Raw genomic sequence first — 21,106 nt, forward strand, 5'->3', positions numbered from 1 at the left:
ATTCCCTGCGCCGCCACTCCTCTACTCCTAACCTCGCGAAATCATGCGAAGCTTTTTTCAATCGGTGGCCGTTTAGTAACAAATAGTAACCACTGCTCTTATGCTGTTTCCTTTTTCCGCACCAAAGGAATGACAATCGTCCCCTCCGGTGGCGGAATGTTTCTGTCCGGTTTACTTCGTCCCAACGCAAAATCTTGAATCGCTTTGCGCTGATTTCGTTCCGCGACCTTCGCGTAATGCTGCGTGATCCGAAGATCTTGATGACCCATTGCAGATTGAGTCGCACGGATGTCGTTTGTCTGATCCGAATAGATCGTCGCAAACGTGTGCCGCAACACATGCGTGGATCGCTCCGGGATTCCGACAGCTCGATACGCTTTTTTGTACGCGCTCTGAATCGCGTTGTATCTCAAAGGTACGCCGTCGTTATGAAAGACCAGAGGTCCGTTGACTCCGTTCTCTTTCCATTCCCGCAATAACTCCACAAGCCGCGGAGGGATGACAACCCGTCGGACTTCGCCGGTTTTTGTCCCCTTTCTCAAATAGGGGACTTTCGTTTTGAAGTCCCACGCGCATATCTGTTTGATCTCGACGACTGAAAAATCGAGATGCACAGATTGCCATTCGATCCCGCACGCTTCGCCGACCCGAGCTCCGCAGAGAGCTTGGAACGATGCCAGGTAGTAGTACACCGGGCGGTGATGCTGGCGCAGACGTTCAAGGAATTTCTCCAACTCCTCCACGCTTAGCGAAACGTCTTCTTTGGCCGGTTTCGCCTTGAAGAACGCATCCGTCCGGTGTCGTCTGAGAATCGGAGATTGAAAGAGGTTGTCTTTTCGCTCTCGATACCAGTTAAACACTGTAGTCAGCGTTTTTACTTCGCGGAGAAACGACACGCGCGAGCTTTTCTTCGGATATGAAGGACCAAGGCAGTGCCTCAACCACGCGTCGATGTCATGCGGAGTCAGTTCATTCATCGGAACGTCATACAAGAACTTTAAGTGAACCAAGTCCTTGCCGTAGAGATCCCAGGTCCCTTTTTGAAGCCTGGGTGGTTTGGACCACTCCCTCCAATCGTCCAGAAGGTTTTTCACCGTATACGATGACGATCGCTCTTTTGGAGATTCGGGATTGGTTTCCATTCGCCACGCGCGAGCTTGTTCCAAGCGGTCGAAGAAACGGCCTTGCTGTTTCCGCTTCCCTAACACTCTGATCCACCGTACCGCACGGTACGGCTTCTGCCGGCACGAGACGATCAATCGAGGAGACATGTAATTCTGTTTTTCCTCGTTCCACACCAGGACTTTATAAATCCCAGGAAATCCACGTACGCTGGTCAGTTGTAATGCTTTTGGTTTTTTCTGATTATCATTCATCGGAATTCCTTCCTTTCTGATAACCAGTTCCAGAGTTCGCGCGGATCAACTCGCACCATCCGCGGCATGGGCCGGACCGTGGGGATGAGCCCACGATAAACCCAGTTACGGACGGTTCCCGCGCTGCATCTTAGGATTCCCGCGACATCACTGACCGTTAACAGTCGATATATTCCGTTTTCAAAGAACAGCTCTCGGGAGTTCGGTGGGCGAATCTCGCGAGTGCGTACGTGTTGTACGATAGCATCGGACATAAAAGATGGCTCCTGTTTCGAAGAGCACATCCGCTGACCATAAGACAGATGAATGAGCTGGGGTTAAAGTTAGCCGCAGTCCGCGTAGGAACTGATGGCGATTAAATTCAGTGCATCTTAATCATTTTGTGCTGGGGCGCGTCAACCCCCAGGATACGAATTATTTGGCTGTCCGTGATGAAGATGTATTCGTTTGACGGGAAATAGGTGGGCTTTTTATTCGCTTGGTTTTGTCGTACGGGGAGGATTGATTCTGTTGCAAGCATGGGGTGTTGATATCCCCCCCGTTAAAAACACTTGGGGACTCCGTCCCCAATCCCCTGGAGAAATTCTTTCTGTCACTCGAAATCACCGATCTCCTTTCCTGCGGTTTGTAACCCTGAATCCAACTGTTCCGTTGGAGAAACGGACGTACCAACACGGCGGTCAGTTAAGGGTGTGAAATGACTGAAAATGGCGATACGCCATCCGTTAGGAGATAGGGAAGAGAGACCGAAAATCGGTCTCGGAGGAATACTTGCCAAATCCGAGATGTGGTTCCCGAACTGAAAGGTTCAAGCCCGAGGGGGTTTCGGAGCTACGATCCGTTCATAGGTGGTTATCTTTTCAAGAGCCGTGCCGATCATTTTGGCATCCAGGATTGATGCATTCCGTGCCCGAAAAAAGATCACATTCACCCGCTTAAAACGTAACTTTCCGTTCTGTGGGGCGGAGGTCGGGGCGCGGTACGCCAGCATAGCGTTCAGTCTGATCGCGACCTGTCGACTGCACAAAATCGATCCCGTGACCTACTTGATCGACGTCTTACAGCGGGGCGATCGTCATCCGGTCAAGGATGTTCATCAGCTCACGCCGCGGATCTGGAAGACCCTCGTTGCCGAGAGTCCGCTTCGATCGGATGTGGACGCAAAGGGAAGGCAAAGCCGACGAAGGATGGTCCATTTCTTTTGGGGTTTTGTTGGCATAGAATGACAAGCTTGATTTGGACGGCTAAAGAATGCAGCCCTGAAAGATTATGCTGAACCTCCTGCTGGACAATTTCCATCATTCGACTCACCGCTTCTTTTTCAGTCCCGTCAGTATATTCATACTGCCGGTAGTTCTGTTACTCGGATTCTATATTCTTGTTCGAGCTACATGGAATCGGCAAACGCAATTCGCTAGATCCCTAAAGTACGCCTCTCTTGTTTCGGGTGGGATATCGTTGCCGATTGCGGTCGTGAGTTTCAGCTCGCCAATTGCACTCTTATTTCTTGGCTATAATATGGTTGCCATTGCATTGCCAGTCTTCTCCATCGCATGGGCGGCCTTTACGGGAGGGATATACTTCAGCGAGCGCAGAAGATCCATCCCTTTGGAAGGAACACGGGGACGATTGGGGGTGGGCCACCTCGTATTGGCCTCCGGAATACTGTTCGTATTCTTTTCGGTATCAGTCGGCGAGCTTTACAGCAGGCGCCTCAATTCAAAAGCGAGATCAGAGTCCAGCCCCGTGTTGAGAAGTGTGTTTGAGAGTTATTGGGTGAGATTCGACCAAAGTGTTGCAAGCACGCTTGCCGCAAACCAAGCCTGCCCGAAAGATATCCTCGAAACGCTGAGCAAACATGACAAAACTCGCGTGAGGGCCGCTGTCGCCAAAAACCCCAGCACTCCAAGCCATGTACTTGAGGAGTTGGCCGATGACAAAGATAATGGCGTCAGAGGAGGGGTGGCGACGAATCCGAGTACCCCTGCCGCGCTGCTACAGAAGGTCAGTCAGGATCGAGAACCGTGGGTACGACGGCAGACCCTCGGGAACCCGTCGATCACTCGTGAGCTTACACTGCGGCTTTCCAAGGACCCGGACCTATATACCAAGAAAGAAGCTCGTGAGGTTTTGAAGAAGCGATCATTTTGAACCGTCGCAGAAACTCGGGTTCATTTTCTTCGCGTTGATGGGTAAGAGATCATGCGTAGCGATCGCATGCAGAATCCTTGGTGAGCGCGCATGTCAGAATTCCGTGCAAAATTCAATCATTGGATTCTTCCGGTGTCTTGACATCGAGGCGCCGGCAGCAAAGCGGAAGCCAAAAACAAGCCATGTTCTGTAATGCGTCCGCAATCTTCTTTACTTGGGCCGGGCGCGTAACAACTGGAAGCCGACCGGGATTTCCAGTCGATCGCAATATCGGAGCAGTTTTTCTACGCTAAATCGCGCGATCTTGCCTCTCATCAGTTCACTGATTCTCGGCTGCGGCTCGTCCAGTTTCTTTTCTAGATCCCGTCGGTTGTATTTAAGTTTTCGAACGCAGGCGATAATTAAATCGACCAATTCCGTCCGTCGCTCAAAAATGACGCTTTCTTCCGGGCTGAATCCCAGATCTTCAAACACCGAGTCTGCCCCGTGTGTTTTTGATTTTTCTCGTCTATTTTCCGGTGTCTTTACGGCCGCCTTCATTACTTACCTTCCTTCCTCAAACGCGCCTGCAGCGCCTTTTGCCGAAGCTTGGCCGTTCGAAGATCGTGTTTGGTTGTCTTCGCGGTATCCTTCTCAAAAGCGTGTAAGACGTAAATCATATCCTTAACCTTCATATAAAAAATCACTCGATACCAGGCCCGCTCGTCTTGGTCTCGAATTTCGCCCACCCCCGGACCGATGGAATGCATCGGGCGCCAGTCCTGGGGCTTTCGGCCCTCCTGGAGCCGGCGGAGATCGGCTCCCAAATTCAGCCGCACTTCTTTTGGGAAGTCTCGAATCACTTCGAGGGAATCTCCTTCCCATTCCAACCGCTTAACCCGAGAAGAGGAGCCATTCGTGATCACCGTCATCCTCTCCTCACTGTTGAATTGTTACAAAATAATGTATATAAAAATGTGTAATCTGTCAAGGTCGCTTCCCGCGTGCTCAATGTATCTCCGGCCACATTATCTGACCTGTAGCTACGAACCAAAATCGTTCGGTCTCCATTTTGCGGAACATTTGCGGAGCAGGTCGACCGTAACGGACGGAATTGGACCGAACTTCCCCTTAGTCCTTCGATGACTAACGGTTTGCATTGATTGATTTCCCGCAGTAAAGACGAGGTGTTATGAGGGGGCATGTTGAATCCCCCCTCTCCGCCATTCTTTGTTTTTCTTCCAAGACGCGACCTTAGTAACGTTTAGTAACCGCTCGACTGTAACGGGGTGATATCGCGTGAAATCCAGTGATACTTGGAACCGGCTATCGGTTTGTTATTGTTGAATTCCCATTTGTTTCCAAACAGATGCAAAGGCCCTAAAATATCCCCTGCGCCGCCACTCTTTTCACTTTAACTTCATGAAATCATTCAGGGCGGTTCGGACGAAAAGACGTTTGTGGAACTTTGTGGAACACCTCTTAAAAAGCGGACGCCACTACTGCAGTGTCACGCTTACTTCTTGTCCTACCGGTTTTACTTTCCCGACCAAGAAATCAGCGATTGCTGATTCCTGCGTTTCTTCGTTCGCCCGAGCGTAATGATCGGTGATCGCGGCCGTTCGGTGGCTGAGTGCCGCCTGCGTGGCCCGTTTGTTCTTCGTTTGATCCGCATGAAGCTTTGCGAACGTGTGACGAAGAAAGTGCGTGGATCGCTGCGGAAATCCTTCGGCCTTTAACGCCTTGTTGTAGGCGTTCTGCACTGCCGGGTAATGAAGCGGCTCACCTTCCGAATGAAAGACGAAGGAACCTTTAGCTCCTGTTGCCTTCCGTTCGCGCAGGAGATCCACGAGCCTAGCAGGAAGAAGGACGATTCGATCTTCACCGTTTTTCGTGCCTTCCTTCAGCCTCGGTTCCTTCGTCCGGTAGTTCCACCAAATGGTCCGGCGGATTTCCGCGCGACCTCTTTCGAGATCCACGCAGTCCCATTGAAGGCCGCACGCTTCTCCGATCCTCGCTCCGGTCATCCCCTGATACGACGCCAGGTAAAAGTAAACCGGCTTATGATGCGTTTTAAGACGCAGCCAGAACCGCTCGAGCTTTTCCCACGTCAGCGCTTTCTCAGCCCGAACAACCTTTCGGATAAAAACGGCATCCTGAAGATGCCGCCTGAGGTAAGGATTTTGGTACCGAGGATTCTTGTACTCCTTGAACCAGTTGAGAATCGTCCTCAACGTCTTTACCTCTCGCCGAAACGATGTCCGGCTCGGTGGTTTGGGGTACAATGGCTCTTTCGCCCGGTTAAGCCAGGCGTCGATATCTTCGGACGTAAGCTCCTCAACGGGAATCTCGGAAAAGAACTCCAAATGCACGAGATCTTTGCCGTACATATCCCACGTATGCTCGTTCAGACGGGTGGACGTTTTTGTCCACTCCGCCAGTCGCTTACCAATTGTCCGAAGGTGTAGACCGCTACTCTTGGCCGTCCGATCTCGACCGAGCCGGCGTCTCTCCAGGCCTTGGCCTCTTCGATCGAATCGAAGCAGCCGGAGACCTGGACCCATTTTCCCAGCGCTTTCACGCGGCGTTTGGCTCGAAACGGCTGCTGGCGAAGACCCGGAAATGACCGGGGATCGACGTATCTTTGTCTCTCCTCGTTCCATATCCAGATCCGGTAAATTCCTGGGTACCCGCGCACCGAAACCTCGACGCGCTTTCCCCGATATGTGTGGTTGTCGATCATGTTTCACTCTCTCTTTCCAACAACCACCGACCGATTTCTCGTAAAGCGAAGCGGACCATCCGGGGGCCAGGGCGCACGGTTGGAACCCTTCGTTTGAACACCCAATCCCGGACGGTCTTTTCACTTACCGCGAGAATCGTCGCCAATTCACGCACCGTTACGAGTCGACCTATTCCATTGTCAAAGAACGACGAATGCGATGTCTCATATCGCAAGTCGGTTCGGCGTTCAATGAATGGCATGACATCCCTTCCCGGAAGATGTATTGTTTCAAGATTATGAGTAACATTGACAGTCGCCTCGCCGCGAAATGATGTCAATGGAAACTGTACACAAAAACGTTTACAGTTCGGCAAAAATGAACCAGGGTGATCCGCCGTGAAGTCAAAGGAAGCAGGCCGCGACGAGGATCTCGGATTCGAAACCGTTCCAATCAACATCCGTTTGGAACCAAGCCTTCGGGATTTCATGGATAAGGTGAGTTCCCAAATCTGGGGACGGGTCGGAAGTTATCTGCGCCGCCTGGCGGTCTACGACGTCATGCACATCCCGCCGGAAGAAAAACTCCCCACCGAATGGATCAAAGACGAGACCCGGACGGTGAATCTCAATATTGTCGTCCAGCCATCGCTTAACGAGGCGATCCGCGAGCGTGCAACGAAGCGCGGAATCACCATTACGGATTACATCCGGTCGCTCGCCATTCACGACTACGATCGGCGAAAACAGGGGAAGAAGCCTCGACTGGCTCCCGACAAGCTTTTCCCGATCGTGAAGGGACTTACGGCCTACCGGGGCCAAAAGGTGGTCGATATGGTCCAAGAGGCCGCGGAGGAGGAGGGGTTAAGTGTCTCCGGATTTCAGAAGAAACTCGTTTTCGAAGCTCTCCAAAAGCGCTACGGCGACAAGTTCATTGAGGCCATGGCGGCGGAGAATCAGGAGCAGTGGGACAAAAACGAGGGAATCTTGAAACGAATGTTGCGGCTTGGGAGAAAAAGGCATCGCTAGAGGGGTCAACATGTTTTTGTTCAATATTTGAACATCAGTATCTATGCGTTATAAGTTAACATATTGAAACTACGTATGTATATCATACATCAAGGATACGTATGTTCTATTTAGGAACAAGCTGTTAGAATGGCTGTTAAAGGCAAGCGGCCTCCGAAGATCGATGAAAAGCAACTATTGCAATTCCTCGATTCCCGCCCTCCGGTAAATGAAACGCATCACGGCGAGGGTCGGGTGTTGGAACGTGGGATCTACATGGCGGACGTCCGAAACATTCTTTGGGGCGAGCTTCCGCGGTGGCGAGAGCCTTCCCGGGACCGGTGGGAACCGCTTCTTGGAAAATGGTCGTATTCGTTTCGAGGAAAGGATCGGGATGGCCAGGAGCTACGTATCGTGATCGCGATTGACGAAGGCGTACTTCTCGTCACGGTATACAATCCGGCCCACAAAGGAGAGAGGGTCTAACTATGGCAGAGCGCTATTACAAATCGGAATACACATACCACGGGGCGGGGTTTCCGGTGATGTTGCTGAACTTCCCGTTTCGTAAAGTCGGGAGCATGGAGGTACTCGACGTGGATACGGAAAAGCTCGACCTGGCGATTGCGCAAGCTATCCTTTTGAAGCCCGCGTTTCTCACGGGAAATGAAATCAAGTTTCTCCGGCACTTCCTTGGCCATTCGCTTCGAGAATTTGCGTCAAGAATGAGTCTCGGAGCGTCGACCATCAAGAAATGGGAGGATGTGGCTGACGAACGTTTGGAGTATCCGACTAACGATTTCGCGATTCGAAATTTGGCGGCGGGAGAGTTGCACCAACGGTATAGGATGAGCGCGGAGTTCGCATACCATCGGGAGGCGATTCAGGCTTCCCAGTTTTGGGAGCCGCAGCCGCTGCAGATTCCGTTCGAGGCGGTCTTACATTCCTTCAAGTCAAAGCAAGCCGCTCCCAAAGACCATGCCTCTTAATGCTCTCTTTCCAAAATCCGACCCGTTCCCCTAGACACAACCCTAGAGACGATTTTTGCTTCCTCATCCTTCCAGCTTGCAGCTTTCCAACACGTCCACCCCCAACATTTCAAGAAATCCATTAACTGAAGAATATTCAATTGCTCCTCCTTGGTCCCCCTGACTCCACTTTCAACTTCTTGCATCCGTGCCCGTCTATTTCCGCCGAAGTAGCCGAGACCACCCCCCCTATTCCCCACTGTTTCATACATGGTAGAGGGGGGGTGGTCGCGGGTACGAAGGCGCATGGAAAATATGAGCACGGATGCATTTATTACTATGATTTCAGTTGATTCAATCCGATGTCACACTCAATTCACGACTCAACTGCACTTGAACTCAAAGTTGAGTGTGACGCCGGTGGTACGAACAGGCTCGTCACCCCATGTTGATTCGAAATTTGACATGAATATCCGTTTCTCCAACTATGACCGTCTGACGAACACGTGCCGATTCAGTTGTATGTGGATGAGACGTTTTAAGAATGTGAAGGCATAGATGACTTTTCAAGGAAGACTGGCGCTGGCGGTAGCTTTCTCCGTTTTGTTCCCTGCACAGAGAGTCCTGGCGTGTAAGTGCGCGCCAAAAACTCCCGCATCAATGCAAGAGGACATCAAGCGAGCTGACGTTATTTTCTCGGGCCCACTTGTGGCCGTTACCGGTCCAGGCTGGAATGCCGAACTCAAGCGCACACAACAAGTTGGAGGCGCACTAGAAGCATCGTTCGAAGTGAAAACCGTTTGGAAAGGAAATCCTGCCAGGACTCTAGCGCTGTCTACGCCAGGTATCGGTCCGGAGTGCCTGAACTTTCCGTTCATTCCTGTTCTTGGCACGGAGTACCTCGTCCTCGCAAGGAGGAATAGGGACGGAACGTTTGGCGAGACTTCCTGTGGTTATTCGGGTCCTCTAAATGTGAGTAAGAATGTGCTTAAAGTTTTGGGGACACCGTCTCGAAAGCATACTATTGAGTCTCGTATAATATAGAGACGTTTAGAAGAGTTCGGCCTGTTTCCAAAAGGCAGAGACCCGGGTGGGTCGACGGCGCATTTTTCGGAGAGCCCGACGTGCAAATCTGTTGAGTTGCGCATAATCCTTCGGACAGAAATTCGGCAGTTCATGATGCTTCCAGTACCCCCAAAGATATTCGACCGGGTTGAGCTCTGGGGCGTAGGCCGGTAGGGATTCCAGGTGGAGTCGGCCACGTCGGGAATGGACAAAGTCGGCAACCATCTGGCTCCGGTGGGCGCGAAGGCCATCCCAGATGACCAGGAGTCGGCCGGGAATATGGCGCAAGAGATGACGGAGAAAGAAAACGATTTGCGGACTTCGAATCGCGCCAGGAAACAGGCGAAAATAGAAATTCCACCAGGTCACTCCGGCAATGGCGGAGAGCGTTTTCCAACTGAAATGATATTGGAGAACGGGGGTTTGGCCCCGGGGAGCCCAGGTTCGGCAACGGTGGGGTCGCTCGCTCAGCCCACTTTCGTCGACGAAGACGATCGTGCGTTTCTCGCGCCGGGCTTTTTTTTAAGAGCGGGCCATCGGGACTTCTTCCATCGGGCAATGGCTTCCTCGTCTCGTTCGATCGCTCGTCCCGTCGGGCGCTGAACACTCCATCCTAGAGATTTGAGAATTCGCCAGACATGACCGGGATGATAAGAAACTCCACATTCCGCCTCGATCAGTTGGGCCACGCGGGGAAGCGTCCATAGTCCCGTCTGATAGCCTTGTGCTTCGGCTCCTGCTTTGAGTTGTTTCTCGATTCGCTGAAGGTCTTTCGCTGCAATCTTGGGTTTTCGACCCGCCCGACCCGCCTGCTGTAATCCCTTTTTGCCCCGCGCTTGAAGCTGTTGCGCCCAACGATTCACGGATTGCCGACAGACGCCCACCTGCCGAGCCACTTCCGCTTCGTGAACTCCTTTGCGAATCAGCTCTGCGGCCAAGAACCGCCGCTCTTCCAATGCCTCAAAATCTCGCCTCACTCCTGCTGGGTTTCCCATACAAAGAGTAAAGCATACTCCTATCAAAATGTCTCTATATTATACGAGACTCAATAATACGACAGAATCTAGAGCGCAGGTTACTGGATCCCAGTGTCAATATGAGGATGAAACGATAAGCCGAACGATGACACAAGGAGAGTCAAGGCAGACGCAAGACTTAGTGGTTCCGCGCTGTTACTGTTCCAGCGATGTTGTCCGTGACGCAGGCCTAAAGGATATTGGCTGGTCGACAAACGACCTTGAAAACGGCGTTTATTGTGTGCGCGGGGACTTCGATGGCAACGGTGTCACGGACTATGCATTTCCCGGCAAGGGATTCGGCTGGGAACATCGAATCGACGCGAAAATCGTTTTTTTCAAAAAGGATGGAATCTTGAGGACAGCCTCAATTGAGAAAGTTGGTAGCCTCCACGTCTGGGAAGGAAGACTCAAGGAAGTTCCGGAAAATCGTGATTGCCTTATCCAACGTGAACCACCCCCGCCCCCCAATTTCCTCGCTGGAGGTGGGGCGACAATTTATTGTTTTGATGGCAAGCGCTTCATCACACAGCATGGAGCGGGCGATTAGCATGTTCAAGGCATTGGCAACGCCTTCCACTTACAAGTACCGGGCGCACAGAGATCTTGATGGAGATGGCATTATATCTTTATTCGATAGCCGATGGAGGGAATGGAAAGACGGTGAGGCACCGGACGCATGTGGTCATGGCGTTTATTCAGAACGTCCACTTGAATAAAAACAGGAAGATTGCAGTGCGCGGTCAATCCACAATAGCCCGCTCGTGTTTTTTGGCATAAGTGGCGTTCAAGAAAAACCGAACTCCTTCAAACGTGGTTTGTGGAACATTTCTGCGGAACGTTCGTGGAACAGGTCGACGGTAATCGGTACATATGGCGAACAATCCTCGGTAATCCGCCGGCGGCTACCTTTTTGATGTTGTTCGTTTTGCCTTTCGTTCCACGCGGTTCCAAAACCCCTTCGTGATTCCCTGCGCCGCCACCTGTTTCCCCGTTATTACCGTTATGCTCGGTTCGACGAAAGGGATTTCGGAAGAAGCACAGTGAATTTCGCCCCTTCGTCGGGTCGACTTTCCACCGAGATGTTTCCGTGCATTGCCTCGACGACTTGCCGCGCGACCCACAGGCCCAATCCGAAGCCGCCGTAATTTCGTTCCGACACCGCCCGTTCAAACCGTTCAAAGATTCGTTCGGAATCTTCGGGAGCGATTCCGATTCCAGAATCTTGAATCGTAAAACGACCGTTTTCCGAATCCGCGGTAATTTCGATCGCGATCGGTTTTCCCCTTCCAAATTTCGCGGCATTCGAGAGGAGGCTTGACACGACTTCCGCAATTCTTGCTCGATCCCACCTTCCCATCACCGGGCCGTGCTCCCGAACCTGCAGACTGCATCCGTTTTGGTTGAGCACCTCTTTGTATTTGGCCAACACCTCGCGGACAACCACGCCGAGGTCGACTTCTTCCAAATGTAATTCTAATCGACCGGCCTGAATGCGGGATATGTCGAGAAGGTTGTTGACCATGGTCGTCATGTTCTCGACATGCCGTTCCACCGTTAAAAGTTCATTATGCGACTTCTCACCGGCCTCGGCCTTGCGAAGGACGACTTTCAGTTGCAGGATCATCGCGGTCAAGGGAGTGCGAAGTTCGTGGGAAGCGATGGAGAGAAATTGATCGCGCGAGCGGATCATTTCCTGGGCTTGGCGATAAAGACCCGCATTTTCAATCGCGACCGCCGCCTGAGAGGCCAGGCATGCCAAAAGGTCGAAATCTCCTTCGTCAAACGGAATCGCTTGGTCGTTCGTGTTAGAGGGAGAGAGCTTTATTCTCGCGTTTCTCTTCTTGTTCCAAAGTTGCACCACTCCGATCAACTGATCCCTGTGGTTGGACATGGCGACGGAAAGGAGCGACTTGGAGCGATAACCGCTCTTTTCATCGAACTGGACGTTGAAACGATAAGGAGCGTCTTCCGGAATTTGATAAACATCCTCGAATCGAAGCGGTTTTCGAGTCACCGCCACGAAACCCACTAGGCTTTGGTTGCTAATTGGAACCGAGAATTCTTCGAAAGAGACAGGCGCCGAGTCGTTTTGAGCGAGTTTAAAGCGGAGCGATGTGGGATTGGCCGGTAAAGGGTCGTTCGGCCAAATAAAGAGAGCCTGCGTCTGCGGTGGTCAGGCGTCGACAAAGTTCGAGAATGCGGTTCGGGAGACGATCAAGATTGAGTTCGGAGGAGAGGGCGGCGCCGATCGCCAAGAGCTCTTCCAGGTGCTCCTGGCTCAAGGAACGATATTTCAAAATTTTTTCGAACTCCAAAGCTTTCTTCTCTAACGAGGTGGCAAGGTGGCTACATTAAGCCAGTAATGCTCAATGGCTTGCAAGGTCTGGAGAAAATCGTACATCTCGAGCGGCTTTGTAACAAACGAGTTGGCGTAAAGACCGTAACTTTTCAATACATCTTCCCGCGCTTCCGAACCGGTTAATATAATGACCGGGGTTTGTTTCAATTTCGGATCTTCCTTGATCTCCTTCAGCACCGCGTAACCGTCTTCTCTCTGTAACTTGAGATCAAGCAGGATGAGGTCGGGGTGAATGGCGTCCTCGTAGGGCGGCTGACGGCGAAGAAAAGACAACGCCTCTTCTCCAGACGATAACACGTGCAGGTGGCTTTTGAACTTGGAATCCTTAAACGTTTCCGTAGTCAGCCTTGCATCCAACGAACTGTTTTCGACGAGCAAGATCTCTAGGAATTTAGTCTTTTTTGAGCCGGTAGCCATCGGAGCCACCTCCCGGGCCTGATTCTAGATCTCTTTTCAAAAAACCCATACGTTTAATTCGCGCTGCTCGGACTTTAATAGCGTATTTTGTCCTTAAATGATCTTGCATGCATGATGACTTAGCAATGAAGATCGCTGTCGCGCAGCTCAACTCCCAAGAAGATTGGCGAAAGAACCTCCTTTCTGTGGCGACTGCTGTGGAAAGGGCGGTTCGCTTTAATGCACAAGCGATCGTTTTTCCCGAAAATGCGCTCTATATGGGAAATCCTGAACATCTCAGCCGGATTGCGCGGGAGCTGTGGAAGGACAAGGCAATGCCAACCATTCAATCGATGGCGCGCAAGCATCGGATCGCGATTCTACTCGGCAGTTATCCGGAATATCGTCGAGATTCGACGCGCGTTTTCAACACCAGTCTCTTCATCGACGAACGAGGTCGAATCCTTGGGCGATATCGGAAGATCCACCTTTTCGATGTCACTACGCCCGGCCGACGGGCCTATCGGGAATCGAAGAATGTGTGTGCCGGAGACAAGCTGGTGACGTTCAAATGGCGCGGAATCATTCTTGGAATGTCGATCTGTTACGACGTTCGCTTCCCCGAGATGTACCGAGACTTAGCGCGTCGTGGTGCGGACTGTTTGATCGTTCCTTCGGCGTTTACGCATGAAACGGGGAAGGAACACTGGCATACCCTTTTGCGGGCTCGGGCGATCGAAAATCTGGCCACGGTAATCGCCCCGGCTCAAACCGGAAGACACCCCCTCGGCCGGCGAACGTTTGGGCACTCGCTCGTGGTTTCTCCCTGGGGAAAGGTCCTGCTGGACGCCGGCACACGCCCGGGGATTCAGTTCGCCCGGCTTTCGCCCGGAGAATCAAACCGACTTCGAAGGCAGTTCCCCGTTGCGGGCTGACCGACGGATGCATTGATGGATAATTTTCGTTCTTAGGCGGTCGATTCGACTTCGCCGCTTTCCAACACAGAAAACGCGTTCGATATGCTCGCGCGAGCGCCCGCAAGGTAGACGACGTCGCCCTGACGTAATACGAAGTCGCCGTTCGGCAGTTCGGCAACGTCGCCCGCTCGTTGAACGGCAATTACAAACGCTCCGGTTTTTTGGCGGAGGCCGATTTGAATCGCACTCTTTCCATTCGCGCAATCCGAGGCGCGAATTTCGTACGTCTCCACTTTGATTTTTTCAAGTTCGCGAAAAGCCGAAAGTGGCTGGGAGGCGAACGTGGTTTTTCGAGCGCTGAGTTGTGTCTTCTGCCGAATCTCCCGCACCCGTTCGGAGAGAATGTTGCGGGGAATCCCCATGTGGCGGAGCACGCGCGCCATCATTTCCACACCGGCTTCCAATTCCTCGAATACGACATCGGAAGCACCCAGATCTTTTAAGGAGGGACGCTCGGAAACGTAGTGGGTTCGCGCAAACACGGGCGTGTTCGGAGCCACTCTCTTTGCGGCCGCAATCACCCGTCGGTTCGACGTCGCATCATTCAGCAACAGAACCAGAGCCCGCGCATGTTCCACTCCCGCGTGTCGAAGAGTTTCTTCGCTTGTGGCATCCCCGTAGTAAACCGGCCTTCCTCCGGCTCGGGCCAGGCGCACCGTATCCGAATTCAAGTCGATGGCAACATGGGAAATTTTGGACTCTCGAAGCGCGTCCGTAACAATTTGGCCGCCCAAGCCGTAACCGGCCACGACGATGTGGTCTTTGAGATTTTTTTCTTTTCGATGAACTTCGTCGATACCGCGCACGCCCATCAAGCGCTCCAGGGGACGGAGGAGATTCATTCCCGCGGTTACGTGCGGAGCAACCCGAATCGCCAGCGGCGTGATAAACATACTGAAAATTCCCGCGGCGAAAAAAATGCGGGATTCGCCGGCCGTCATGAGGCCCAGGCTCATCCCTGTACTGGCGAGGACAAATCCGAACTCGCTGAATTGCGCGAGACTGACGCCCGACAGCCAGGCCACCCAAGCGGGGAAACGCATCGCCATGCAGGAAACGGTAGCAATCAAGCCTTTTCCCACGAACAGGCCGAGAAACACCAGAATGACCTCCGCAGGGTACTCGTGCAGGACATGTCCGTCGAACAACATGCCGACCGACATGAAAAAAAGGCTCGAAAAGACATCGCGCAGAGGCAGCACTTCCGTCATCGCTCGATGAGCGTACTCCGATTCGGAGAAAATCATCCCTGCGAGAAGAGCGCCCAAGGCGTACGACAAGCCAGCTAAGGAAGTCACATAAATTGTGCCCGAACTTACGGCCAAGACAGATAGAAGAAAGATCTCTCGAACCCGCAAAGCGTCCACGTGCGCGAAGAGTTTCGGCACGATCGTGCGCGCGAGAAAACCGACGGCTATTACCAATGCCGCCGCTTTCGCCAAAGCCGTTGCCATGGCTGTAAATGTTCCGTTTGCACCGGAGCCGCTTAAGACGGGCAAAACGAGCATCATCGGGACGACGCACAGGTCCTGAAAAATGAGGGTCCCCATGATGAATCGGCCGTGAGGAGCGTCCAACTCCCGCCGCTCTGAAAGTCCTCTCAAAACAATGGCCGTGCTGGATAGAGCGACCAAGAAACCGAAGAAAATACCGCGCGTGACCGAATGGCCCGTAAACCAAAAGATGGCCATAACGCCCAGAATCGTGAGGCCGACTTGTAGCGAGCCACCCAGGATGAGAAGTCGTCCGATGCGCGCAAAACTCGCCAACGAGAATTCCAGACCGATCGTAAACAGGAGGAGGGCTACCCCCACTTCGGCGAGCTTTTTCGTCCCTTCAATATCGGCGACCAGGCCGAGACCGTGGGGACCCACGACGGCTCCGGCGAGCAATAGCCCCGCAACCGCCGGAAGGCGAAAGCGCGCCACCAGCAACGTTGCCAGAACTCCTACGCCCGTTAAAACAAGCAGCTCACCCAGAAAAGGAAGTCCCACGTCATCCGAACATTACGAAACAAACCGCAGGGTGGGTAGAAAGAAATCAGGAAAAATCTTGACGCACCCGAATCGCTCTGCAAGAACCGTCGGGCAAGCTTAATAACGGCCTGGGCCGGGGGAAGTCCGGTGAAAATCCGGCGCTGTCCCGCAACGGTGAGCGAGCATTGGGCGCGCAAGTCCGACCACCCGCCAGAGCCATTAAATCCCGTGGAGGAGAATCGAATGTCCATTCCAAAAAATCCCTTTCTATTTTTGTGTTTTCTCATCCTTTCCTTCACTGCATGTGGGACGGATGATCTCGCCACGTCCGAGCAGGAAACTTTGATCGTACCGACGTCGGACCCAACTGCAACACCGACACCGACCCCAACACCTACGCCCGCGCCGGGTAAGCGAATGGGCTGGATCATTTCTCCCAGTGATGGCGTCGTACGAACTCATTGCGTGACGCTTCAAAATCAAAGCTCGACGGCGTTCGACACCCTCGAAGCGACCGGAGAGTCACTGGTTACGTTGGATTTCTGCCCGCCGGGCGGGTGCATGGTTATTTGCGCCATTGGTGATGTGGGAAGGCCGGCCGATAACTGCTTCGGAGCTACGTACTCCGATCCGAACTGGCTTTATTTCTACCTCAATGATCTCACCGGACAGTGGACGTTGGGTGACGTCGCTATCAGCGAATATCCCGCTCAGGACGCAGCGCTACTCGGTTTCGTTTACACCGGCTTCACATTGGCCTATCCGGACGGAGTCCCGGTCCGTGAGCCTCCGATGATGAGTTTTGCGAGCGTGTGCCCCAATTGACATGCGAACTTCCTTCCACGTTCAAATTAAGCTCCCGAAGCGCCGTACGCCGGCTGCGCTTAAGTACACACTCATTGTTTCGGCTGTCCTTGCTTTCATGACGGCGTCGACCGCCGGAAGCTGGCTTTATACGTCAATTCGCGCCTGGGGAAGTTCCTTCGGCCACCATCCTTCACCTCGACGCGAATCGATAAGGAAGGACGCGCCGCCGGTAGGAAGGCCAACCTACGAACAACAAACCCTTTCGAATGGTGCCGGTGAAACCACGAGGAAAAACCATCGAATTGAACCCAGCGTGATTTCGCAGTTGTACCGCGACGAAGGCGCGACCGAGGCCGAGGTCGTGAAGGGGGAATCGATAGGGGAGCGCAAAGAAGTTTTTCGAACGGTTCCACTCAAGGATCTCACCGTCAGTCCCGAGTTTTTGAAGCGTCTTGAGCGTGAGGACGTCGGCGGTCGCGAGGAGGGGAACCGATCCGGCGGTGGAGCGATGCTGGGCGGAGGCGGATCCTCACTGCCAGGAAAAGAAGAAAAGCCCGACGCACGGGAGCATGCGCTCGATCCTTTCTCATGCGCCGTGCGCTCGTTTGTGCCGGGAAGAACGAAGAGCGGGAAGTCTATTCGTCCGATCTGGGACATCATGGATCTTAACTCACGGGTCCTCGGCCCGCCCGACTACTCGTTGGACACGAAGTTGCCCGCCCTCGATCGCTTACTTTCCCTCGGTAACGGCGGCGAAATCGTCCTGGAAGTGGTGGGCGGAGATTTGGCGGATGGCCCCGGCGCCGATTTCGTCGTGTTTGAAAATCCCTTCATCATCAACGGTTCCCATGGAAAAGAGGTCTATGTGGAGACCGCGTATGTGTCCGTAGCTACCGTTGACTCACCGGAGGACTTCCGCGATTTTCCTTGTGCCAAAGACGAGCCTCCCTATCGGGGGTGTGCGGGCGTAACGCCGGTCCGGTACGCTTCAGAGCTGCCCCTCGTTGCGGTCGGAGGGGACCAGTTTGACCTGGCAAGCGTCGGGCTCCCGCGCGCCCGGATCATCCGGCTTCGGGACACGGGTGACAACGAAAGCTTTTTAGAGGGAACCGAGGGATTCGATCTCGACGCCGTGGCGTTGATTCACACGTCGTACTAAAGCCGCAATCCATTCATAGGAGAATGTAAGCGCTACGATCCAAAACAGGTCCCCCAGAAGCGTGTTGCGGAAGAAGGGAAGGGCGGCGGCGTAACAGGATACGAGCCCCGAGAACGTCCAAGCGTAAAGGTGTCCATCCACCCAGACACCCAAATTGGAAATCAGAAAGAAAAGGACCGAACCGAAAAACGTGGCCGCCAGTGCGCCGCCCCGTTGCGACCTCAGCCATCGACCACACAGCATCTGAATCGCAAAGCCACCGTACACGAACGGTGTTGCCAATGTCATGACAGGGTAGTCATAAATGAAAGCAAGGAGTGCGTCACTCAACAGCATCAGCCCGAAAAGAATTCCCAGCGCACGCATCGGCGACAAGGTTCGGCCGGCAAAGACAGCTGTCGCACCCACGGGGGCGAAATTCGCCGGGTGCGGAATCACGCGCAACACAACACATAATCCGATCATCAATAAGGAAAGCATGAAGAAGGAATTACCACGCGGTTTGGAACTCTGTCCAATTTAGTCGTTTCACGCCGTTTTGTGTTCCGGCCCCCTTCCTGTAATAGTGCGCCCCGAGGAGGTGCTTACCCACTATGTTCAAAGGAAAAATCGGATTCATTGCCGCCATCGGGATCGGCGTTGTTCTGCTCCTCCTTCTGGCCGTCGGAATCGGAGGATTTTCTCTTTACAACCGCCTGGTGGCCTTAAACGAACAGACGAACAATGCCTGGTCCCAAGTGCAGAACCAATATCAACGAAGGTTCGATCTCATACCGAATCTGGTTGAAACCGTGAAAGGGTATGCTTCGCACGAAAGGGAGACGCTCCAAAGGGTAACCGAGGCTCGCGCAAGAGTGGGGCAATTGACGCTTTCACCCGATATTTTGAAGAATCCCCAAGCTTTTCAAATGTTCGAGAAGGCACAAGGGGAATTGACCTCTGCGTTGACCCGCTTGATGGCCGTCGTGGAGAACTATCCCAATCTTAAAGCCAACGAGAATTTCCTTCAGCTTCAGGCCCAACTGGAGGGAACCGAAAATCGCATCGCCGTGGAACGAATGCGCTTCAACGACGCCGTTCGGGAATACAATGTGGCCGTTCGAACGCTACCGACGATGTGGATCGCCCGGTTCGCCGGCTTCGGTCCGAAATCATATTTTGAGGCTACGGGAGCCGCCCAGACGACCGTTCCGGCCGTAAAGTTCTAAAAACCAAAATGCGTTTTGTCCTCGTTCCTGCTCTTTCCCTTCTTTTTTTCGTTGGAAGCGGACAAGCGACGGCCAAAGAGAATCCACCGTTGATACTTCATCAGCGTGTGACCGATTTCACGGGAACGCTCTCGTTGGAGCAGCAGAAAACGCTGGAGGACGAGCTCAGAGCTTTCGAACAGGCCACGACGAACCAGATCGCGGTTTTATTGATTCCGTCGCTAGGAGGCCGGGAAATTCGAAGCGTTGGGCTGGACATCGCGCACGCCAATCATCTCGGCCAGAAAGGGAAAGACAACGGCGCGCTCCTGTTCATCGCCAAAGAGGACCGAAAGATGTCCATTGAGGTCGGCTACGGCCTGGAGGGGGTCCTGCCCGACGCTCTGTGCGATCAGATCATTCGAAATGAAATCCGCCCTCAGTTTCGAACGGGCAATTTCTTCGGCGGGATCACACTGGGCGTTCGCGCGATGATGAACGCTACACAAGGAGCATATAAGGCCCAATCGCGAGCAGGGCGGCACGTAACCACTAAAACTTTTGAAGCGTTCTTCTTTTTTCTTTTGATTGCGATTTTCGTGTCGCTGATGTTCAGTCCTCTCTTGGCCGTGATTTTCGGCACGCGATATCGAATCTCATCCAAAAGGGGAGGCGGGTTCTTCACGGGAATTTGGACCGGAGGCGGAGGTTGGACGGGCGGCGGCTGGTCGGGAGGGGGAGGCGGAGGATTTTCCGGAGGAGGGGGCTCCTTTGGAGGTGGGGGAGCGAGCGGGAGCTGGTAGATGGCGCAGAGATGGACAAAAGAAGACCTTCGTAAACTGCGTGACACGATAAGCGAATGTGAACGGACCACCGAAGGCGAAATCCGCGTCAGCATTGAAAGGCGGATACCCTGGCATGAACGTCGCTCGACATTAATTGAACGGGCTTTGAGGGAATTTCACCGTCTCGGAATGCAACACACGAAAGGACGAACAGGCGTCCTGATCTTCATTTCGATCCCGCACAGGCAATTTCATATCGTCGCGGACGAAGGGATCGCGAAGATTGCGCCCGAAAAGACCTGGGTTAACGTCGCCCAGGATTTCGGCTCGCAGCTGCGCCAAAAGCCTTTTATGGACGCCGTGGGTCTGGCCGTAAAGCAAGTCGGCCGCGTTCTGTCGGAACATTTGCCGGCGAACGGGGATAATCGGAACGAACTTTCCAACGAGCCGACGATTCGTTAGAGAGGACGGTATGAAGAGTTGTTTCCGGTGTGGTCAAAAGTTCACTTATTGGCAACGGATGGGGACGTATCCCATCCCAACTTGTTTTGTCTGTGGAACCCCTCACCGGATTTCCAATTTTTCAGCCGCGACGATCTTTACGCTTCCTTTGATGTCCATGTATTTGGCAAACTCGATCGAACGATCGCATTTTCCAACCGCATCCCATTACATCCATCTTTTGGTTTTGGCGTTCGCCGGATACGGAGCCTTGTTTTTGTGTCCCTTCTTTGTATTTCTTCGGATCAAAAAGCGAAGCGATGAACCTTGGGGAAGAATATGGACCATTCTCTCCCTATTAAACACAGCTCTTGTGGTAATCCCCGTACTTATCGGCTTTATAGCCGTCTTGGAACGAGCCGTACCGCAAGTGCTTAAGAATGCCGCTTACGGGTTGTTCTTATTGGCTTGCTTTAGCATTTATGTCATTTCGGTATATCTCTGGGCCGTACCTCGTGGGAGGGGAATCGTAGGCAGGCGTTAGATGTTTTGGGAGCAGCGTGGTTTTGGAAGCTCATCTGCGAGCTATACAATTTAACATAATATTCATTATCAGAAGTAATAGATCGAGAGAGACCCGCGCCAGCCTAACGCCGGGCCGTTTCAGTTCTAAGAAGCTCAGATACGGTGACGAGTCGGTAACCCTTCCGTGTCAGTTCGGTCATTAAACG

At 53.0% G+C, this 21,106-nt stretch carries 22 protein-coding genes, 1 pseudogene and 1 riboswitch; of the genes and pseudogenes, 11 read left to right on the top strand and 12 right to left on the bottom strand.

The genetic code is table 11. The annotated features are described in order from the left end of the window. Positions 1-98: 98 nt before the first annotated feature. Positions 99-1,376: a site-specific integrase gene (locus VI895_14635; protein ID HLG21035.1), complete on the bottom strand. Its 1,278-nt coding sequence runs from the start codon at positions 1,374-1,376 to the stop codon at positions 99-101. A 941-nt stretch (positions 1,377-2,317) separates the two neighbouring features. On the opposite strand from VI895_14635, the pseudogene VI895_14640 reads away from it, so the two are divergent. Both VI895_14640 and VI895_14645 read left to right on the top strand, forming a co-directional pair. Continuing rightward, positions 2,318-2,602: pseudogene (locus tag VI895_14640) on the top strand (transposase domain-containing protein). A 232-nt stretch (positions 2,603-2,834) separates the two neighbouring features. Beyond that, on the top strand, positions 2,835-3,527 hold the full coding sequence (locus VI895_14645; GenBank protein ID HLG21036.1) for a hypothetical protein: 693 nt from the start codon (positions 2,835-2,837) through the stop codon (positions 3,525-3,527). Between the two features lie 210 nt (positions 3,528-3,737). Here the strand turns inward: VI895_14645 and VI895_14650 are convergent, their stop codons facing one another. The 4 genes from VI895_14650 to VI895_14665 form a co-directional block, all read right to left on the bottom strand. Next, positions 3,738-4,067 carry an XRE family transcriptional regulator gene (locus VI895_14650; protein ID HLG21037.1) on the bottom strand — a complete coding sequence of 110 codons (330 nt, stop codon included), beginning with the start codon at positions 4,065-4,067 and terminating at the stop codon, positions 3,738-3,740. Next, on the bottom strand, positions 4,067-4,438 hold the full coding sequence (locus VI895_14655; GenBank protein ID HLG21038.1) for a type II toxin-antitoxin system RelE/ParE family toxin: 372 nt from the start codon (positions 4,436-4,438) through the stop codon (positions 4,067-4,069). Before VI895_14655 ends, VI895_14650 begins: the two co-directional genes overlap by 1 nt. 567 nt (positions 4,439-5,005) lie before the next feature. Further along, entirely contained in the window at positions 5,006-5,896 is an 891-nt protein-coding gene (locus tag VI895_14660; GenBank protein HLG21039.1) for a site-specific integrase, read from the bottom strand. Between the two features lie 17 nt (positions 5,897-5,913). After that, positions 5,914-6,249, bottom strand: coding sequence for a hypothetical protein (locus VI895_14665; GenBank protein HLG21040.1), 336 nt, complete (start codon positions 6,247-6,249; stop codon positions 5,914-5,916). Between the two features lie 378 nt (positions 6,250-6,627). Here VI895_14665 and VI895_14670 point away from each other — a divergent pair, with 378 nt between their 5' ends. The 3 genes from VI895_14670 to VI895_14680 all read left to right on the top strand — a co-directional run bounded on the left by VI895_14670 (position 6,628) and on the right by VI895_14680 (position 8,225). Then, positions 6,628-7,257, top strand: a complete 630-nt coding sequence (locus VI895_14670) for a hypothetical protein (protein HLG21041.1) — start codon at positions 6,628-6,630, stop codon at positions 7,255-7,257. Positions 7,258-7,386: 129 nt separating this feature from the next. Then, entirely contained in the window at positions 7,387-7,722 is a 336-nt protein-coding gene (locus tag VI895_14675; protein ID HLG21042.1) for a DUF4258 domain-containing protein, read from the top strand. Between the two features lie 2 nt (positions 7,723-7,724). Continuing rightward, on the top strand, positions 7,725-8,225 hold the full coding sequence (locus VI895_14680; GenBank protein ID HLG21043.1) for a hypothetical protein: 501 nt from the start codon (positions 7,725-7,727) through the stop codon (positions 8,223-8,225). 1,029 nt (positions 8,226-9,254) lie between these two features. Here VI895_14680 and VI895_14685 read toward each other — a convergent pair. The 5 genes from VI895_14685 to VI895_14705 form a co-directional block, all read right to left on the bottom strand. Further along, positions 9,255-9,764 (bottom strand): IS630 family transposase, encoded by a 510-nt coding sequence (locus tag VI895_14685; protein ID HLG21044.1) that lies wholly within the window; start codon positions 9,762-9,764, stop codon positions 9,255-9,257. Then, on the bottom strand, positions 9,737-10,246 hold the full coding sequence (locus VI895_14690; GenBank protein HLG21045.1) for a winged helix-turn-helix domain-containing protein: 510 nt from the start codon (positions 10,244-10,246) through the stop codon (positions 9,737-9,739). The genes VI895_14685 and VI895_14690 overlap by 28 nt, the downstream gene beginning before the upstream one ends. A 1,042-nt stretch (positions 10,247-11,288) precedes the next feature. Then, the gene (locus tag VI895_14695) at positions 11,289-12,437 is read right to left on the bottom strand and encodes a HAMP domain-containing sensor histidine kinase (protein ID HLG21046.1); all 1,149 of its coding nucleotides are present in this window, start codon (positions 12,435-12,437) and stop codon (positions 11,289-11,291) included. Then, positions 12,388-12,603, bottom strand: coding sequence for a hypothetical protein (locus tag VI895_14700; GenBank protein HLG21047.1), 216 nt, complete (start codon positions 12,601-12,603; stop codon positions 12,388-12,390). Before VI895_14700 ends, VI895_14695 begins: the two co-directional genes overlap by 50 nt. Positions 12,604-12,614: 11 nt before the next feature. Further along, positions 12,615-13,064: a response regulator gene (locus tag VI895_14705; GenBank protein HLG21048.1), complete on the bottom strand. Its 450-nt coding sequence runs from the start codon at positions 13,062-13,064 to the stop codon at positions 12,615-12,617. Positions 13,065-13,189: 125 nt separating this feature from the next. Here VI895_14705 and VI895_14710 point away from each other — a divergent pair, with 125 nt between their 5' ends. Next, positions 13,190-13,978 (top strand): carbon-nitrogen hydrolase family protein, encoded by a 789-nt coding sequence (locus tag VI895_14710; GenBank protein ID HLG21049.1) that lies wholly within the window; start codon positions 13,190-13,192, stop codon positions 13,976-13,978. Positions 13,979-14,010: 32 nt separating this feature from the next. Here the strand turns inward: VI895_14710 and VI895_14715 are convergent, their stop codons facing one another. Continuing rightward, positions 14,011-16,014: a cation:proton antiporter gene (locus VI895_14715; protein HLG21050.1), complete on the bottom strand. Its 2,004-nt coding sequence runs from the start codon at positions 16,012-16,014 to the stop codon at positions 14,011-14,013. 74 nt (positions 16,015-16,088) lie between these two features. Beyond that, positions 16,089-16,226: riboswitch (cobalamin riboswitch) on the top strand. 13 nt (positions 16,227-16,239) lie between these two features. Between VI895_14715 and VI895_14720 the strand changes: the two genes are divergently transcribed. Together VI895_14720 and VI895_14725 are read left to right on the top strand one after the other, a co-directional pair. Next, positions 16,240-16,821: a hypothetical protein gene (locus tag VI895_14720; GenBank protein ID HLG21051.1), complete on the top strand. Its 582-nt coding sequence runs from the start codon at positions 16,240-16,242 to the stop codon at positions 16,819-16,821. 295 nt (positions 16,822-17,116) lie between these two features. After that, entirely contained in the window at positions 17,117-17,962 is an 846-nt protein-coding gene (locus VI895_14725) for a hypothetical protein (GenBank protein ID HLG21052.1), read from the top strand. Here VI895_14725 and VI895_14730 read toward each other — a convergent pair. After that, complete coding sequence (locus VI895_14730) at positions 17,903-18,442, bottom strand: DUF6580 family putative transport protein (GenBank protein HLG21053.1); 540 nt, start codon at positions 18,440-18,442, stop codon at positions 17,903-17,905. The two genes, VI895_14725 and VI895_14730, sit on opposite strands and share 60 nt — an antisense overlap. 113 nt (positions 18,443-18,555) lie before the next feature. Between VI895_14730 and VI895_14735 the strand changes: the two genes are divergently transcribed. Genes VI895_14735 through VI895_14745 form a run of 3 tightly spaced genes read left to right on the top strand, consistent with a single transcriptional unit; the run spans position 18,556 to position 20,396 of the window. Continuing rightward, positions 18,556-19,170: a LemA family protein gene (locus tag VI895_14735; GenBank protein HLG21054.1), complete on the top strand. Its 615-nt coding sequence runs from the start codon at positions 18,556-18,558 to the stop codon at positions 19,168-19,170. 8 nt (positions 19,171-19,178) lie between these two features. Beyond that, positions 19,179-19,952, top strand: a complete 774-nt coding sequence (locus VI895_14740) for a TPM domain-containing protein (protein HLG21055.1) — start codon at positions 19,179-19,181, stop codon at positions 19,950-19,952. Next, positions 19,953-20,396, top strand: coding sequence for a TPM domain-containing protein (locus VI895_14745; GenBank protein HLG21056.1), 444 nt, complete (start codon positions 19,953-19,955; stop codon positions 20,394-20,396). Positions 20,397-21,106 lie beyond the last annotated feature (710 nt).

It is taken from the genome of Bdellovibrionota bacterium, from assembly GCA_035292885.1.
Lineage (GTDB): Bacteria > Bdellovibrionota_G > JALEGL01 > JALEGL01 > DATDPG01 > DATDPG01.

What these genes read in the sequence shown, in the direction of transcription:
- VI895_14730 (HLG21053.1), bottom strand. Translation starts at nt 18,442, where the DNA reads ATGCTTTCCTTATTGATGATCGGATTATGTGTTGTGTTGCGCGTGATT.
- VI895_14735 (HLG21054.1), top strand. Translation starts at nt 18,556, where the DNA reads ATGTTCAAAGGAAAAATCGGATTCATTGCCGCCATCGGGATCGGCGTT.
- VI895_14710 (HLG21049.1), top strand. Translation starts at nt 13,190, where the DNA reads ATGAAGATCGCTGTCGCGCAGCTCAACTCCCAAGAAGATTGGCGAAAG.
- VI895_14655 (HLG21038.1), bottom strand. Translation starts at nt 4,438, where the DNA reads ATGACGGTGATCACGAATGGCTCCTCTTCTCGGGTTAAGCGGTTGGAA.
- VI895_14705 (HLG21048.1), bottom strand. Translation starts at nt 13,064, where the DNA reads ATGGCTACCGGCTCAAAAAAGACTAAATTCCTAGAGATCTTGCTCGTC.
- VI895_14720 (HLG21051.1), top strand. Translation starts at nt 16,240, where the DNA reads ATGTCCATTCCAAAAAATCCCTTTCTATTTTTGTGTTTTCTCATCCTT.
- VI895_14680 (HLG21043.1), top strand. Translation starts at nt 7,725, where the DNA reads ATGGCAGAGCGCTATTACAAATCGGAATACACATACCACGGGGCGGGG.
- VI895_14665 (HLG21040.1), bottom strand. Translation starts at nt 6,249, where the DNA reads ATGATCGACAACCACACATATCGGGGAAAGCGCGTCGAGGTTTCGGTG.
- VI895_14675 (HLG21042.1), top strand. Translation starts at nt 7,387, where the DNA reads ATGGCTGTTAAAGGCAAGCGGCCTCCGAAGATCGATGAAAAGCAACTA.
- VI895_14745 (HLG21056.1), top strand. Translation starts at nt 19,953, where the DNA reads ATGGCGCAGAGATGGACAAAAGAAGACCTTCGTAAACTGCGTGACACG.
- VI895_14635 (HLG21035.1), bottom strand. Translation starts at nt 1,376, where the DNA reads ATGAATGATAATCAGAAAAAACCAAAAGCATTACAACTGACCAGCGTA.
- VI895_14740 (HLG21055.1), top strand. Translation starts at nt 19,179, where the DNA reads ATGCGTTTTGTCCTCGTTCCTGCTCTTTCCCTTCTTTTTTTCGTTGGA.
- VI895_14650 (HLG21037.1), bottom strand. Translation starts at nt 4,067, where the DNA reads ATGAAGGCGGCCGTAAAGACACCGGAAAATAGACGAGAAAAATCAAAA.
- VI895_14660 (HLG21039.1), bottom strand. Translation starts at nt 5,896, where the DNA reads ATGTACGGCAAAGATCTCGTGCATTTGGAGTTCTTTTCCGAGATTCCC.